This is a genomic window from Georgenia halophila (assembly GCF_039541595.1).
This window is the reverse complement of record NZ_BAABGN010000002.1, coordinates 118,902-133,908: the sequence shown is the minus strand read 5'-3', so window position 1 is coordinate 133,908 and position 15,007 is coordinate 118,902. Positions and strand designations below refer to the sequence as shown.

The window sequence follows — 15,007 nt, the reverse complement described above, 5'->3', positions numbered from 1 at the left end:
CGGCTCAGGCCCCGGCGGCGGCCGCGAACCGCTGCAGGTAGAGCGGCCACCCGCCGTCGGCGTCCACGTTCGAGCGCTCGGACTCCCAGCCCGGTCCGTGACGGTCCAGGTGGCGGTGCTCGAGCGCCACGAGCGTGCGTGCGTCGCCGTCCGGGAGGAACTGCAGCTCGACCTCGCTGGTCCTCTCCGGGTCGGTCTCGACCTGCCACTCCGGGGTGATGTCCCAGCTGAAGACGAGCCGGTGCGGGGGGTCGAGCACCAGGACCCGTCCCCAGCGGCACACGGAGCCGTCCTCGGCCCGGTCGTAGACGGACCCGCCGACGAACGTCTCGAAGACCGTCTCGACGATCGGGCTGGCGAGCAGGTTGTGCTCGCGCGGCTTGATCTTGTCGAACTGCTCGGTGAAGACCCGGAACGCCGTCTCGACCGGGACGTCGACCACGATCTCGTGCCGGACGGACCTGCTGGTGGGCGTGGTACTCATCGTGTCTGCTCCTTCTCGTGGTGGTTCGCGGGCGGGTGGTGGTTCGTCGCGGGCTGCTGCTCCGCGAGAGCCTTGAGGTTGCTGAGCGCCTGGCCCCAGAACCGGTCGAGGTCTGCCTGCAGCGCTCGCAGACCGGCGGCGTCCACCTCGTAGATGTGGCGGGTGCCCGCCGTCCGGGCCTCGACCAGCGCGGCCTGGCGGAGCACCCGAAGGTGCTGCGAGACGGCCGGCCGGCTGATCGGCAGCTCTGCCGCCAGCTCGGAGACCGAGCTCGGCCGCTCGGTCAGGCGCTGGAAGATCCGCCGTCGGCTCGGGTCGCCGAGGGCGGTCCAGGGATCCACAGCGTTAGTGTCCACTTACGGTAAGTTAGCGCTTACGCGACATGTTGGCAAGGGGCGGTCGGAGCAGCGATGGCTACTGCTGGGACCGAGGGCCACAGTTGTGCCTGTAGCCCTCGGCGCGAGGAGTAGCCGTCACAGGCATGAGGGCGACCCGTATGCCGTAGCGGATCAGGTGCGTCCGGAGACCAGCCCTGTCTGGTACGCGATCACCACGAGCTGTGCGCGGTCGCGTGCCCCGAGCTTGGTCATCGCCCGGCTGACGTGGGTCTTGGCGGTCGTCGGGCTGACCACCATCCGCTCGGCGATCTCGTCGTTGCTGAGCCCGTGCGCCACGAGAGCCGTGGTCTCGAGCTCGCGCGGGGTCAGGGCGTCCAGGCCGGCACTGCCCGTGAGATCGGGCGGGCGGGCGACGAACTCGCTGATCAGGCGACGCGTGACAGCGGGGGACAGCAGGGCATCCCCGCGCACCGCCACCCGGAGCGCCTGCACCAGGTCGGCCGGCTCGGTGTCCTTGAGCAGGAAACCCGCGGCTCCCGCGCGCAGCGCGTTGAACACGTACTCGTCGAGACCGTAGTTCGTCAGCACGACGACCTGCACGGTCTCGAGGCGGTCGTCCGTGGCGATCTGCCGCGTGGCCTCGATGCCGTCCATGATCGGCATCTGGACGTCCATCAGCACGATGTCAGGCCGGTGCTCGACGGCGAGGCGCACGCCCTCCTGCCCGTCGGCGCCCTCCGCGACGACCTCGACATCCTCGGCCTCGAGGAGCGCCCGGATGCCCGAGCGGATCAGCGCCTGGTCGTCGACCAGGACCACACGGATCACGAGGCGCCGCCGGGCAGCTCGGCCCGCACACCGAACCCACCGGTGGCTCGCGGCTCGGCACGCAGCCGCCCGCCGAGCGCCGTCACCCGCTCGCGCATCCCGATGAGGCCGAGCCCGGGCACGGGTGCCCCGCGCAGCAGCGGACCGTCATTGTCCACCTGGACGACCAGACCGCCCGGGCGGTGGTCCACGTGCACGGTCACCGGAACAGGGCCCGCGTGGCGTCGCACGTTCGTCAGCGACTCCTGCACGATCCGGAACGCGGCGGCATCCACTTCCGCGGGCAGCGGCACCGGTGTGCCCGCGACCGTCAGGTCGACGGCGAGCCCGGCGTCGCGGGCCCGTTCCACCAGGTGCGGCAGCCGGTCCAGACCGCCGCTCGGCCTGTCGTCCTCGCGCAGGGCACTGAGGGTGTCTCGCAGCTCGCGGGACGCCTCCGCGCTGGCCTCCTGGATCGCGTGGAGCGCCGGGGAGACCTCCTCACCGCGCTTGGTGGCCAGGTGCGACGCGACACCGGCCTGGACCTTGATGACCGAGATGCTGTGGGTCAGGGAGTCGTGCAGCTCGCGGGCGATGCGCAGACGCTCCTCGACGGCGCGCCGCCGCGCGGCCTCCTCGCGGGTGCGCTCCGCTTCCCCGGCACGTGCCTCGACCTCCCGGACGTAGCCCTGCCACTGGACGAACGCCACGGTCGCCGCCATGGCGGACGCCAGCCAACCCAACGCGTAGAAGCGGCGCCATCCGCGGTCGGTTCGCATGTCCTGAGACTAGGCCGCCGCCGTCGGGGTCGTCGTCGTCCCGGGGGACTACCTCGCACCGCCTTCCGCGGGAGTAGCCGCGTGCGCGCTCCGGGGCCGTGCTCGCGAGGGCTGCCGCCAACTGCGAGGGCCACTGTTGCCACAGGCGCCCCCGGCGCTAGGAGTAGCCCTCGCGGTCAGCAGAGCGGTCAGCCGCCGGCGAAGGGCGGCAGCACGTCCACCTGCACCTCGGAGCCTGAGGTGAGGGTGGCGTCGCCGTTCTCGGCGACGACCGTCGTGACGCCGTCGACCAGCAGGCTCGAGATGGTGAGCACGCGCCCCAGCTTCGGGCCGTGGGCGTCGGTGAGGGCCGTGATGAGGTCGGCGACCGTGCTGCCCGCCGGGAGCGTAAGGTCCTCGCCGGGCGACCCCGCCGCCTCGGCCGCGGCGGCGAAGTAGCGCAACCGCACGACGGCGGCGCCACCTGCCGTGGAGTCGCCGTCGGCCGTCGTGGTGTTCCCGGCGTCCATGGTGTCCTCGGCGCGTGCGGTCATCTCACCCTCCGATGGCGCTCATGGGTCGTGCCGGCTGCAGGAAGCCAGGGTCGTCGATGCCGTGCCCGGCCTTCTTGCCCCACATGGCGAAGCGCCAGAGCTCGGCGATGTCCTCGTCGGAGGCGCCGTCGCGCAGCAACGCCCGCAGGTCCGTCTCGGAACGGGCGAACAGGCACGCGCGGACCTGCCCGTCGGCGGTCAGCCGGGTGCGGTCGCAGGCGCCGCAGAACGGCTCCGAGACGGACGCGATCACGCCGACCGTGCCGCCCGGGAGACCGTCTGCCGGCTCGACGGTCCAACGCTCCGCCGGGGCGGCTCCACGCTCGCGCGGGTCGTGCGGGGTGAGCCGAAACCGCGAGTGCAGGGAAGCCAGGATCTCCTCAGCGGTGACCATCGCGCCACGCTTCCACGCCTCGGGCGGCCCCAGCGGCATCTGCTCGATGAACCGCAGCTCGAAACCGCGACGCAGCGCCCAGGCGAGCAGCTCCGGCGCCTCGTCGTCGTTCAGGCCGCGCATGAGCACGGCGTTGATCTTGATCGGGCTCAGCCCGGCCGCGTCGGCCGCGTCGACCCCTGCGAGCACGTCGGGCAGCCGGTCCCGGCGGGTCAGCTCGGCGAAGGTGGCGCGATCGAGGGAGTCCATCGAGACGTTGATCCGCTTCAGTCCCGCGGCGGCCAGTCCTTCGGCGCGGTGCTCCAGCCCGAGCGCGTTGCTCGTCAGCGAGATCTCCGGTACCTCACCGGTGTCGGTCCGCAGGGCCGTGGTCGCCGCGATGATGGACTCCAGGCCCTTGCGCAGCAGCGGCTCACCACCGGTGAACCGGACCTCACGGATGCCGAGGTGCTCGACCGCGACCGTGATGAGCCGGGTGACCTCTGCGTCCGAGAGCACCTCCGGGCTCGGCAGCCAGTCGAACCCCTCCGCCGGCATGCAGTACTCGCACCGCAGGTTGCACCGGTCGGTGAGGGAGACCCGCAGGTCGCGGGCGACGCGCCCGTAGGAGTCGATCAGCTCCGTCGTCACGGGGCGCGGCGCGGCCGACGCGTTCGAGGACGCCTCGTGCGGCGCGCTACGCGGCCGCGGGAGCCCGAGTTCGACGGTCGGCACCTGACCACTGTAACCACGGGCACGGCTCCGCTGCCGCCGCTGGCGGCCGACGGGGATCCTCGGACGGGCCTGCGGCTCAGCCGTCGTCCGAGGGAAGCCCGAGCCAGGTGTGCCAGCCGTTGTGCAGCACCAGCCAGGCGAGCAGCCCGTACCCCGCCTGGCCGGGGTGCCGGCCGTCGCCGGCGGCGACGTCGGCGTGCCACTGGTCGTGCGTGCGCAGCGGTTCGTGCGTCTCCACGTACGGGATGTGCCGTCGTCGGCACACGTCCGAGAATGCGCGCGATAGTGCGGGAAGCGCGGCTGCGTCGGCGGAGTCCACGTCCGGGCGGGGAGGCGGTCCGACGACGAAGCAGCTCACCCGGGAGGCCGAGGCGATGTCGAGGACGTTCGCGAGATTGAGCCGGGAGCGCGCCAGGGAGAGCCCTTCGACGAGGTCCTGGGCGCCGAGCCCGACGACGAGGCGATTGTCGCCGTGCGGGCCGAAGCGCCGCTGGGCCTCCGTCTCCCAACGGGCGGAGAGTCCCGACGTCGACTCCCCGGGCACCGCCAGCTCGGCGACGAAGATGGGGTCCTCGGTGGTGGTCCGCGCCATCACCCGGCCGATCCAGCCGAGCCCCCGGGCGTCGCCCAGTCCCGCGACGAGCTCGTCGCCGACCACGCACACCCGCATGCCCTCGCGCACCTACTGTCTCCTTCGCAACGTGAGAGGTCTTCCTACCATCCTGCACGGCGACGGCCACGATGCTGGGATGCGCGCCCGCGAGCTCGGGCGCACCCTCGTCGTCCGGATCACATCTCCCGGGGTGGCGGCGAGACTGTCACGCTCAGGTGGCGGCCCGGGCACGCCTGAGCGCTGCCGTTGCCGCTCGCGCGTGAGCGGCAACGGCTGCCGGCCGTTCCTCAACGGTCGAAGGCGCGGTCCATCAGGTCCGCGTTCTCCTCCTTGTGCCGCTTCATCGACCCCGTCGACGGCGATGCGGCCGCCGGACGCGACACGACCCGCAGGTCGCGACCGCCGAGGGCCTCGCCCAGGTGGTCGGACATGAACGTCCACGGGCCCTGGTTCTCCGGCTCGTCCTGGACCCAGACCAGCTCGGCGCCGGAGAAGACGTCCAGCTCGGCCTTGAGGTCCTCGATCGCCAGCGGGTACAGCTGCTCGAGCCGCACGATCGCTGTCTTGCTGTCCTCGGACTTGGCGCGCCGGGCGGCGAGGTCGTAGTACACCCGACCGGAGCAGAGCAGCACCCGATCGACGTCGCCGGCGGCGTTGCGCACATCGGCGTCGACCTCTCCGAGGACCGGTCGGAAGGTGCCCGAGGTGAAGTCCTCGACCTCGGACGCGGCGGCCTTGAGCCTGAGCAGCTGCTTCGGGGAGATCACGATCAGCGGCTTGCGCGGGCGTGAGTACGCCTGCCGGCGCAGCATGTGGAAGTGGCTCGCCGCCGTCGACGGCTGTGCCACGACCATGTTGTCCTCGGCGCACAGCTGCAGGAACCGCTCGATGCGGGAGGAGGAGTGGTCCGGGCCCTGGCCCTCGTAGCCGTGCGGCAGCAGCAGCACGAGCGAGGACGTCTGGCCCCACTTCTGCTCGGACGAGGAGATGAACTCGTCGATGACGACCTGTGCGCCGTTCGCGAAGTCGCCGAACTGGGCCTCCCACAGCACGAGGGCGTCGGGGCGCTCCACCGAGTAGCCGTACTCGAACGCCATGGCGGCGAACTCGCTCAGCGAGGAGTCGTAGGCCCAGAACTTGGCCTGGTCGGGGGTGAGGTACAGCAGGGGCGTCCACTCGGCGCCGGTGCTGTTGTCGTGCAGGACCGAGTGGCGCTGGACGAACGTGCCGCGGCGAGAGTCCTGCCCGGCGAGGCGCACCGGGGTTCCTTCCATGAGGAGGGAGCCGAAGGCCAGGAGCTCGCCGTACGCCCAGTCGATGCCGCCCTCGCGGGACATGGCCTCGCGCTTCTGCAGCAGCTGCGACAGCTTGGGGTGGACCTCGAAGCCTTCGGGCGGGCGGACGTGGGCCTGGCCGACCCGCTCGAGCACCTCGGGGCTGACGGCGGTCTGCCAGCCCACGACCGTGCCGGCGTCCTCCTGCTGGGACTCGGGCAGCTCGAGACCGGCGACTTGGTCACGCTCCGGCCGCCAACCACCCTCACGGGTCTCGGTGAAGGCGCGCTCGAGCTCGCGCTGGAACTCCTTGAGCGCCTGCTCCGCCTCCTCCTCCGTAAGGTCCCCGCGCCCGATCAGCGACTCGGTGTACAGCTTGCGCACCGAGCGCTTGTTCTCGATGAGGGAGTACATGACCGGCTGCGTCATCGACGGGTCGTCGCCCTCGTTGTGCCCCCGACGGCGGTAGCACACCATGTCGATGATGACGTCCTTGTGGAACTCCTGCCGGTAGGCGAACGCCAGCTCGGACACCCGGGCGACCGCCTCGGGGTCGTCGGCGTTGACGTGCAGGACCGGGATCTGCAGGCCCTTGGCGACGTCGGTGGCGTAGTAGGACGAGCGTGCGCTCGACGGCCCGGTGGTGAACCCGATCTGGTTGTTCACGATGATGTGCACCGTGCCGCCGGTGCGGTACCCGCGCAGCTGGGACAGGTTGAGCGTCTCGACGACGACACCCTGGCCGGCGAACGCGGCGTCACCGTGGATGAGCACCGGCAGCACCGAGAAGCCCTCCGCACCGAGATCGATGCGGTCTTGCTTGGCGCGCACGACGCCTTCGAGGGCTCCGTCCCCGGCCTCGAGGTGGGACGGGTTCGCGGACATGTAGACGCGGGTGCTCGAGCCGTCCGGCGCGTTGTACTCACCGACGGTGCCCAGGTGGTACTTCACGTCACCGGTGCCCTGCACCGTCCGCGGGTCCTGGTTGCCCTCGAACTCGGAGAAGATCTGTCGGTAGGACTTGCCGGCGATGTTCGCCAGCACGTTGAGGCGCCCACGGTGCGCCATCGCGATGCCGACCTCGTCCAGGCCCTCCTGGGCGGCGTCGGTCAGCAGCGTGTCGAGCAGCGGGATGAGCGACTCGCCGCCCTCGAGGGAGAACCGCTTCTGCCCGACGTACTTGGTCTGCAGGAAGGTCTCGAACGCCTCGGCCGCGTTGAGCCGGCTGAGGATGCGCCGCTGCTGCTCGGTCGTCGGCTTGGCGTACGGCTGCTCGAGCTGCTCCTGGAACCAGTTGCGCTGCGCCCGGTCGGCGATGTGCATGTACTCGACGCCGACCGTGCGGCAGTACGCGTCGCGCAGCTGACCGAGGATGTCGCGCAGCTTCAGCCGCGGGGCCCCGCCGAACCCGCCGGTCGGGAACGTGCGGTCGAGGTCCCACAGGGTCAGCCCGTAGCTGGCGACGTCGAGGTCCGGGTGGCGGCGCTGTCGGTAGGCGAGCGGGTCGGTGTCGGCCATGAGGTGGCCGCGCGACCGGTAGGCATGGATCAGCTCGGCGATGCGGGCCGGCTTGCCCATCTCGATCGCCGTGTCGTACTCGACGTCCTGCAACCAGCGCACCGGCTCGTACGGCACGCGCAGGGCCGCGAAGACGCGGTCGTAGAAGCCGTCCTCACCGAGCAGCTTTCGATGGATGCTGCGCAGGAACTCGCCGGACGCGGCACCCTGGATGATCCGGTGGTCGTAGGTCGAGGTCAGGGTGAGGACCTTCGAGACGCCCAACCGGGCGAGCGTCTCCACGGAGGAGCCGGCGAACTCGGCGGGGTAGTCCATCGCCCCGACGCCGACGATCGTGCCCTGGCCCTTCATCAGGCGCGGGATCGAGTGCACGGTGCCGAGGCCGCCCGGGTTGGTCAGCGTGATGGTGGTGCCCGCGTAGTCCTCGAGGGTCAGCTTGTTGTTGCGGGCCTTGCGCACGAGGTCCTCGTACGCGGCCCAGAACTGCGCGAAGTCCATCTCCTCGGCCTTCTTCACCGAGGGCACCACGAGCGTGCGGGTGCCGTCCGGCTTGGGCAGGTCGATGGCGAGGCCGAAGTTCACGTTGGCCGGCTTGAACACGGCCGGCTTGCCGTCCTCCGTCTGGGTGTACCCGTTGTTCATGTCCGGCGTGTCCGTGAGCGCCTCGACCATCGCGAAACCGATGAGGTGGGTGAAGGAGATCTTCCCGCCGCGGGCCCGTGTGAGGTGGTTGTTGATGACGATCCTGTTGTCGACCATCACCTTCGCCGGCACGGCGCGCACGCTCGTCGCGACCGGGACCTCGATCGAGGCCTCCATGTTGGTCACGGTCCGGGCGGCCACCCCGCGCAGCTTGACGGTCTCGTCCTCACCGGCCGGCGTGCCGTCACTGAGCTTCGCAGCCGGCTCGTCGTAGGACTGCACCGCCGGCTGGGCGGCCACCGGAGGAGCGGGAGGCAGGTCCCCACGCAGGCTCTCGGTGGCGGGCTGCTCGGAGCGTGGGTCGACACGGGTGACCGGCGACTTGCCGGCCTCCTTGCGGTGCGTGCGCTCCTTGCGGTCCACGGGCTTGCCGGACTCCTGCGGCTGCTCGCGCTCGCGTGTGACGGCCGCGTCGGGGCGCTCGACCGGGGCCGAGCGCTCGGCGCGCGGCCGCGCCTGCGTCTCGGTCCGCTGCTTCGACTGCGGCTCGCTCTGCCGCTCTGTCTCTGCGTTCTCGCCGCCGCCGGTGTCGCGTCCGTTGCGTCCGTTGCTGTCGTAACCCTCGAAGAAGTCCCACCAGGCCGGGTCTACTGAGTTCTTGTCCTGCTGGTACTTCTCGTACAGCTCCTCGATGAGCCATTCGTTGGCGCCGAAGGCGGCCATCGGATCGTGGTGTTCCTGCGTGGACACTCGGAGATCGCCCTCTTCCGGGGTGTGACGTAGATCCCTTCAACCCTATGTGTTGCCCGGGTCCGCCGCCGCCCTGGCTCGCCAAAGTGAGTCCGGAATAACACCCTCGGGCGGGCCCCTCGCCGGTGGGATCAACAACGGGTCAAGGCGGCGTCAGCGACCGGCTAGGCACGCCGCTGAGCCGCGGCTACGATCTACCCACCATGCGACGTTCCCGCCGCGGTCGACATACCGACCTTGACGAGCCCCATCCTGACGAGCCCGACCCAGCCTCGCTGGACGAAGAGTGCTGATCGACTGGTTGATGATCCTCCTCGGGATCGTTCTCACCGCAGGTACGGCTGTCTTCGTCGCCGCGGAGTTCTCGCTCGTCGCCCTCGACCCGGGCACGGTCGACCGTCGCGTCGCCGCCGGTGACAAGCGCGCCTCCGGGGTCCAGCGGGCACTGCGGAACCTTTCCCTCGAGCTCTCCGGCGCCCAGGTCGGCATCACCGCGACGACGGTCCTGCTGGGTTATACCGCGCAACCGGCGATCGCGAGCCTGCTCTCTGGCCCGCTCGGGTCGGCCGGTCTCGCCGACGCCGCGGCGACGGCGACCGCCGTCGTGCTCTCGCTCGTGCTCGTGAACGTCTTCTCGATGGTCTTCGGCGAGCTGGTGCCGAAGAACCTGGCGCTGGCCGAGCCGTTGAGCACCGCCGGGTACGTCTCGCCGGTCCAGGCCGGCTTCACGCGGGTGCTCCGGCCGGTTATCGCCGCCCTCAACGAGTCCGCGAACTGGCTTCTCGGCAGGTTCGGCGTCGAGGTCGCGGACGAGCTCTCGGGCGGACGCTCGGCGTCCGAGCTGGCCGCCCTGGTTCGCCGCTCGGCCGAGCACGGCACGCTCGACGTGTCCACGGCCACGCTGCTGACCCGCTCGATCGGGCTCGGGGCGCTGACCGCGGTCGACGTCATGACGGACCGCGGGCGTCTCCACACGCTCACGCGTGACCAGTCGGCGGCGGACGTGGTCGAGCTCGCCCGCGCGACGGGACACTCACGCTTCCCCGTCATCGGTGACGACAGCGACGACATCGTCGGCCTCGTCCACCTGCGCCGCGCGATCGCCGTGCCTTACGAGCGCCGGTCCGAGGTCCCCGTGGCGTCCGGGTCGTTGATGGTCGACGCGCCCCGCGTCCCGGAGACCCTCGCCCTGGCGCCGCTGCTCGTGCAGCTGCGGGACGAGGGCCTCCAGATGGCAGTCGTCGTGGACGAGTACGGCGGGACGTCCGGGGTGGTGACCCTCGAAGACGTGGTCGAGGAGCTCGTCGGAGACGTGGCCGACGAGCACGACCGCCGCCGTTCGGGCGCGCACGCCGGTCCGGGCGGCAGCTGGGTGGTGCCGGGCGTCATGCGACCGGACGAGCTCGCCGACCGGGCCGCTCTGGTGGTCCCGGACGACGGCCCGTACGAGACCCTCGGCGGACTCGTCATGGACCGCCTCGGCCGTGTCCCCACGGTCGGCGACGAGGTGGTGGCCGCCGACGTCGTCCTCCACGTGGAGCAGATGGACGGCCGCCGGGTGGACCGCCTGCGGGTCTGGCGGGACCCCGACGCGACGGAGGAGGAGTGATGAGCACCGGCGCCGCCCTCCTTGTCGCGATCGTGCTGCTGGCCCTGAACGCGTTCTTCGTCGGCGCCGAGTTCGCGGTCATGTCCGCGCGACGCTCCCGTGTGGAGCCGCTGGCCGATGCCGGTTCCCGGTCGGCGAAGACCGTGCTCTACGCGATGGAGAACGTCTCGCTGATGCTGGCCTGCGCCCAGCTCGGCGTGACCATCTGCTCGACCGGCCTCGGTGTGGTCGCCGAACCGGCTATCGCGCACGCCGTGGAGGGGCCCATGGTGGCGTTCGGGCTACCCGAAGAGGCGAGCCACGTCGTCGGCTTCATCGTCGCGATCGCGCTGGTGGTCTACCTGCACGTCGTGCTCGGCGAGATGGTGCCGAAGAACCTGGCGGTGACGTCGCCGGAGCGGGCTGCCCGCTTCTTCGCCCCGCCGCTCGTCGCCCTGTCGAAGCTGCTGCACCCGGTGATCGCCGTGCTGAACTGGGTCGCGAACAGCGTCCTGCGTGCGATGCGCGTGGACCCGAAGGACGAGGTGACCTCGGCGTTTACCGCCCAAGAGGTGGCCGCGATCGTCGAGCGGTCACAGGCCGAAGGCGTCCTGCGGGACGAGCTCGGGCTGCTCACGGGCGCCATCGAGTTCTCCGAGGAGACGGCGCAGGAGGTCATGGTGCCGCCGGAGCGACTGGTGACGCTCTCGGTGGCGTGCACCCCGGACGACGTCGAGCGAGAGGTGGCGCGGACCGGTTTCTCCCGGCTGCCGTTGCACGCCGAGCACGGCGCACTCGTGGGCTATCTCCACCTCAAGGACGTCCTCTACGCCAAGGCCGAGGACCGCGGACGCCCCGTGCCTAGCTGGCGAATGCGTGCTCTGGCCTCGGTGGCCCCCGAGGACGAGGTCGAGGACGTGCTGGCCGTGATGCAGAGCACGGGCGCGCACCTCGCGCTCGTGGTCCCGCCCGGTGAGCGGACGCCGATCGGTGTGGTCTTCCTGGAGGACATCCTCGAGGAGCTCGTCGGTGAGGTTCGTGACTCGATGCAGCGGGCACGGCGGGCGTGACGCGCGACGCCGAAGGGCTTGTTCCGCGGGCCCCGTACCGGTATCCACGGACCGGCTCCCGGACACCACTCGTCCACACTCCGGATCGGACGATATTGGACGCACGCACCACAACGTCGTTATGGTTCCGTGACACATCGTTGACCGGGATCAATCCCGCGGCGCTCGGGGACGAGTCGCCGCAGCTCCACCCTCCGGAGGTTCGCCCGCCAATGTCGGATCGTGCTGTGCCCGACAAGCCGGCATTGACGCGACGGCAGATCCGGGAAGCCGAGCGTGCACGGGAGGCCGCGGAGGCTCGGAAGGCCGCCGAGGCTCGGAAGGCCGCCGAGGCCGAGAAGGCTACCGAGGCCCGGGGTGCCGAAGAGCCGCGGCAGACCACCGAGAGCCGGCTGACGACGGAGAACCGCCGGCCCGTGACGCAGCAGTACCGCGCCACCGCCGATGCGGTCGCCACGATCGACGCGGCGGTCGCTGCCGAGTCCGACCGGCCGTCCGTCACGAGAAGGGCGGTCCGGGCGCAGCAGCGGGACAAGATCGCCACCGAGGTGCTCACAGCGCGGGAGTCGTTCCCCAGCCGTCGCTCGCTCCGCGCGCAGCGCAGGAACGGCGAGCGACCGACGCGTACCCACAGCTGGGCCCCGCGGGTCGCGCTCCTCGGCGCCCTGGGATCGCTGACCATCGTCGCGCCGCTGACCGGCTTCGCCGCGGCCGACGGTCAGGTGGCCAGCGTCGAGGCCGCGGCGGCGCACGTCGCCGCCGCCGAGAGCGCGGCGGTCCGCACCAGCGACGTCACCGTGCTCGAGGTGCTCGACGGCGCCACCCCGATGACCTCGACGGTCCCAGCGAGCCTGCTGGCCGACCCGGCGGCCTCCACGCGAGCCACGCTCCTGCAGAGCTCTCGGGCGGCTGCGCGCGAGAACGTCACCTGCCGTCCCGTCGAGGGCGCGTCCGGCACCCGGGCGGCGGTCACCGAGCAGCCCGAGCAAGACGTGGTCCAGCCGGTCGCCGCGGGCACGTACCGTCACTCCTCCGGCTATGGCGACCGCTACCACCCGTTCGGTGGCTACGGTTTCCACACCGGGACCGACTTCGCTGCGCCGTCGGGCACGCCCATCCACGCGGTCGCCGACGGCACCGTGGACTATGTGGGCTACGGCAAGGACGGCCGCTCCAGCATGCTGGTGATCCTGCGGCACGAGATCGACGGCGAGACGTACTACAGCTGGTACGTCCACATGTACTCGTACGGCATCTTCGTCACGGAGGGTCAGCAGGTCTCCGTCGGTGACGTCATCGCCGAGGTGGGCAACAACGGCAACTCGACGGGACCCCACCTGCACTTCGAGATCCACACCGACGCCGAGGGCACCACCACCGAGCCGCTGGCGTGGTTGGAGGAGCACGGCGCCGTCGATGTGACGGAGCTCTGCTGAGGTACCGCTTCCGGGCTGGCGCACCGCTCCTGGGCGGTCAGGACCGGGCAGGATGAACCCGTGACCTCCTACCTCGCCGGACCCGGTCCGGTCGCGATCGCCCACCGCGGCGGCAGCCTCGAGGCTCCGGAGAACTCCCGCGCGGCCGTCGAGCACACCATCGGCCTGGGCCTGCAGTACTTCGAGACCGACGTCCGGTCCACCAGTGATGGCGTACCGGTCCTCGTCCACGACCCGACGCTCGACCGCGTCACCAACGGCATCGGCCGTGTGGCGGATCTCACGTGGGACCAGGTCGCCCGCCTCCGCGACTCCTCCGGCGAGCCGCCCCTGCGCCTGGACGAGCTCCTTGCCGACTACCCGGAGCTGCGCGTCAACATCGACGCGAAGGACGACGCTGCCGTCGCCCCGCTCGTCAAGGCTCTCCACCAGGCCGGCGCGCTCGATCGCGTGTGCGTCGCGTCGTTCTCCGACGCCCGGCTGCGCGTCTTGCGAGCCGCTCTCGGCCCGGCCGTGGCGACGAGCCTCGGGAGCAACGGCATCCGGCGGCTCGTGGTCGCCTCACGGCTGCCCGCGGCCGTGCAGCCCGGGGCGCTGCGTGGCCTGCCGGATCCCGCACAGGGTGCGGTGTGCGTCCAGGTTCCGACCCAGCACCGGAACGTGCCGGTGGTGACCCGGCGGTTCGTCGAGACGGCTCATCGTCGGGAGCTCGCCGTGCACGTGTGGACGATCGACGAACCGGAGGAGATGACGCGGCTGCTCGACCTCGGCGTCGACGGGCTCGTCACCGACCGGCCGAGCGTGCTGCGCGACGTGCTGTCGTCGCGCGGGCCGTGGCACTGACGATCGAGTGATTCATCCCTCACGAGAACCACGCTGCGGACGTGACAACGGCCCGGCCCCACAGAACGTGGGTCCGGGCCATTTCCGATGTCCTGAGACATCACACGGTGCCCCCTGCGGGATTCGAACCCACGACCTTCTGCTCCGGAGGCAGACGCTCTATCCACTGAGCTAAAGGGGCGCGGCAGCTTGGACAGCGCCACGTGATGCTACCAGCCGGGCGGGGCTCGGTTCACATGTCGGCGGCTCGGCGGCGTGCGCTTCGAGACGCCGACCACGTGCCGCGGTGATGCCGCTGGACGGCATGGGCGGAACGGATCTCGCCATGGCGGGACTCGTCCGCGGGGCGCCATGTCGCTCGGCCTTTCGCCTAACCTGTCCGCACCACCGACACCATCCAGCGCTCCGGCACCCCCGGGCGGCAGGGAGGAACAGGGTTATGTCTACCCCGCCAGAGAATCCGCCCGGTCAGCCGCACCCCGGCCGGCCGCAGAACGGGGACCAGCAGAACGGGGACCGGACGCCGTACGGCGGAGGGCCGAACGGCCAGGACCCGCAGCCCGAGAAGAACTGGCTCGTCCGGACGATCATCGGGGTCGTCGTCATCATCGTCCTCGCGGTGGCCGCGGTGTTCTACGTGACGAATCAGCAGGACGACGACCCGACGGCGGCATCCACCACCGAGGAGCCGACCACCGAGGAGCCGACGGCCGAGGAGCCCACGGCCGAGGAGCCGACCACCGAGGAGCCGACGGCGGAGGAGCCGACCGGCGAGTCCGGCGGCGACGTCTTCGCGGGCGAGCTCCGGGGCCACGTCGACGACGAGGTGGCTGGCACGGGTTATGCCCTCACGGACGCCGGCTGGAGCGAGAACTCGGCCGGGATGGAGGCCGGTGCGAGGCAGGCCATCGAGGGCGTCTACACCGACGGCACGAACGAGCTACCGATCACCGCCGCCGCGTTCGACAGCATGTCGGAGCACGAGGCCTACGCCGAAGAGCTCGTCGCCGAGTACGAGTCGAGCGGTGCGGAGCTCATCGGGGAAGGCACCCACTACGAGGACGACACCGGCCACTTCTGGGCGTTCGACAACGGGGACGGGACCCGCGCCGTCGTGTGGCGCACCGGCACCGGCATCGTCCTCACGCTGTCCGGCCCGGCCGGAGAGGTCAACACCGTCTACTCGGCCATGTCGATCTGACGGACCGCGGCGCGCCGGGAGGG

At 71.1% G+C, this 15,007-nt stretch carries 12 protein-coding genes, 1 tRNA gene and 1 pseudogene; 5 read left to right on the top strand and 9 right to left on the bottom strand.

The genetic code is table 11. From position 1 onward, the window contains the following. Nucleotides 1–4: 4 nt before the first annotated feature. The 8 genes and pseudogenes from ABD907_RS02235 to ABD907_RS02200 form a co-directional block, all read right to left on the bottom strand. Nucleotides 5–484, bottom strand: coding sequence for an SRPBCC family protein (locus ABD907_RS02235; protein ID WP_345214860.1), 480 nt, complete (start codon nucleotides 482–484; stop codon nucleotides 5–7). Then, the gene (locus ABD907_RS02230) at nucleotides 481–825 is read right to left on the bottom strand and encodes an ArsR/SmtB family transcription factor (protein WP_345214859.1); all 345 of its coding nucleotides are present in this window, start codon (nucleotides 823–825) and stop codon (nucleotides 481–483) included. The genes ABD907_RS02235 and ABD907_RS02230 overlap by 4 nt, the downstream gene beginning before the upstream one ends. A gap of 168 nt (nucleotides 826–993) precedes the next feature. Further along, the gene (locus ABD907_RS02225) at nucleotides 994–1,650 is read right to left on the bottom strand and encodes a response regulator (RefSeq protein WP_345214858.1); all 657 of its coding nucleotides are present in this window, start codon (nucleotides 1,648–1,650) and stop codon (nucleotides 994–996) included. After that, nucleotides 1,647–2,372, bottom strand: a pseudogene (locus ABD907_RS02220) (sensor histidine kinase); the annotation flags it as partial. The pseudogene ABD907_RS02220 and the gene ABD907_RS02225, both read right to left, overlap by 4 nt. Before the next feature lie 224 nt (nucleotides 2,373–2,596). Continuing rightward, a complete protein-coding gene (locus ABD907_RS02215; protein WP_345214856.1) occupies nucleotides 2,597–2,941 on the bottom strand; it encodes a MoaD/ThiS family protein in 345 nt (114 codons plus the stop codon). 1 nt (nucleotide 2,942) lies between these two features. Beyond that, nucleotides 2,943–4,049, bottom strand: a complete 1,107-nt coding sequence (gene moaA / locus ABD907_RS02210; protein ID WP_425555659.1) for a GTP 3',8-cyclase MoaA — start codon at nucleotides 4,047–4,049, stop codon at nucleotides 2,943–2,945. Between the two features lie 76 nt (nucleotides 4,050–4,125). Next, nucleotides 4,126–4,731, bottom strand: coding sequence for a GDSL-type esterase/lipase family protein (locus ABD907_RS02205; protein ID WP_486334041.1), 606 nt, complete (start codon nucleotides 4,729–4,731; stop codon nucleotides 4,126–4,128). Nucleotides 4,732–4,949: 218 nt separating this feature from the next. After that, nucleotides 4,950–8,819 carry a multifunctional oxoglutarate decarboxylase/oxoglutarate dehydrogenase thiamine pyrophosphate-binding subunit/dihydrolipoyllysine-residue succinyltransferase subunit gene (locus ABD907_RS02200; RefSeq protein ID WP_425555694.1) on the bottom strand — a complete coding sequence of 1,290 codons (3,870 nt, stop codon included), beginning with the start codon at nucleotides 8,817–8,819 and terminating at the stop codon, nucleotides 4,950–4,952. A 316-nt stretch (nucleotides 8,820–9,135) separates the two neighbouring features. Between ABD907_RS02200 and ABD907_RS02195 the strand changes: the two genes are divergently transcribed. The 4 genes from ABD907_RS02195 (at nucleotide 9,136) to ABD907_RS02180 (ending at nucleotide 13,783) form a co-directional block, all read left to right on the top strand. Beyond that, a complete protein-coding gene (locus tag ABD907_RS02195) occupies nucleotides 9,136–10,455 on the top strand; it encodes a hemolysin family protein (RefSeq protein ID WP_486334052.1) in 1,320 nt (439 codons plus the stop codon). Continuing rightward, nucleotides 10,455–11,504, top strand: coding sequence for a hemolysin family protein (locus ABD907_RS02190; protein ID WP_345214853.1), 1,050 nt, complete (start codon nucleotides 10,455–10,457; stop codon nucleotides 11,502–11,504). The genes ABD907_RS02195 and ABD907_RS02190 overlap by 1 nt, the downstream gene beginning before the upstream one ends. A gap of 212 nt (nucleotides 11,505–11,716) precedes the next feature. Further along, nucleotides 11,717–12,940: a M23 family metallopeptidase gene (locus tag ABD907_RS02185; protein ID WP_345214852.1), complete on the top strand. Its 1,224-nt coding sequence runs from the start codon at nucleotides 11,717–11,719 to the stop codon at nucleotides 12,938–12,940. A 60-nt stretch (nucleotides 12,941–13,000) separates the two neighbouring features. Next, a complete protein-coding gene (locus ABD907_RS02180; RefSeq protein WP_345214851.1) occupies nucleotides 13,001–13,783 on the top strand; it encodes a glycerophosphodiester phosphodiesterase family protein in 783 nt (260 codons plus the stop codon). A gap of 108 nt (nucleotides 13,784–13,891) precedes the next feature. On the opposite strand, the gene ABD907_RS02175 is transcribed toward ABD907_RS02180, so the two are convergent. Then, nucleotides 13,892–13,964, bottom strand: a tRNA-Arg gene (locus tag ABD907_RS02175). Nucleotides 13,965–14,222: 258 nt separating this feature from the next. On the opposite strand from ABD907_RS02175, the gene ABD907_RS02170 reads away from it, so the two are divergent. Further along, nucleotides 14,223–14,984, top strand: a complete 762-nt coding sequence (locus tag ABD907_RS02170; RefSeq protein WP_345214850.1) for a hypothetical protein — start codon at nucleotides 14,223–14,225, stop codon at nucleotides 14,982–14,984. The last annotated feature ends 23 nt before the right edge of the window (nucleotides 14,985–15,007 follow it).

What these genes read in the sequence shown, in the direction of transcription:
- ABD907_RS02170 (WP_345214850.1), top strand. Translation starts at nt 14,223, where the DNA reads ATGTCTACCCCGCCAGAGAATCCGCCCGGTCAGCCGCACCCCGGCCGG.
- ABD907_RS02215 (WP_345214856.1), bottom strand. Translation starts at nt 2,941, where the DNA reads ATGACCGCACGCGCCGAGGACACCATGGACGCCGGGAACACCACGACG.
- ABD907_RS02200 (WP_425555694.1), bottom strand. Translation starts at nt 8,819, where the DNA reads ATGGCCGCCTTCGGCGCCAACGAATGGCTCATCGAGGAGCTGTACGAG.
- ABD907_RS02235 (WP_345214860.1), bottom strand. Translation starts at nt 484, where the DNA reads ATGAGTACCACGCCCACCAGCAGGTCCGTCCGGCACGAGATCGTGGTC.
- ABD907_RS02185 (WP_345214852.1), top strand. Translation starts at nt 11,717, where the DNA reads ATGTCGGATCGTGCTGTGCCCGACAAGCCGGCATTGACGCGACGGCAG.
- ABD907_RS02190 (WP_345214853.1), top strand. Translation starts at nt 10,455, where the DNA reads ATGAGCACCGGCGCCGCCCTCCTTGTCGCGATCGTGCTGCTGGCCCTG.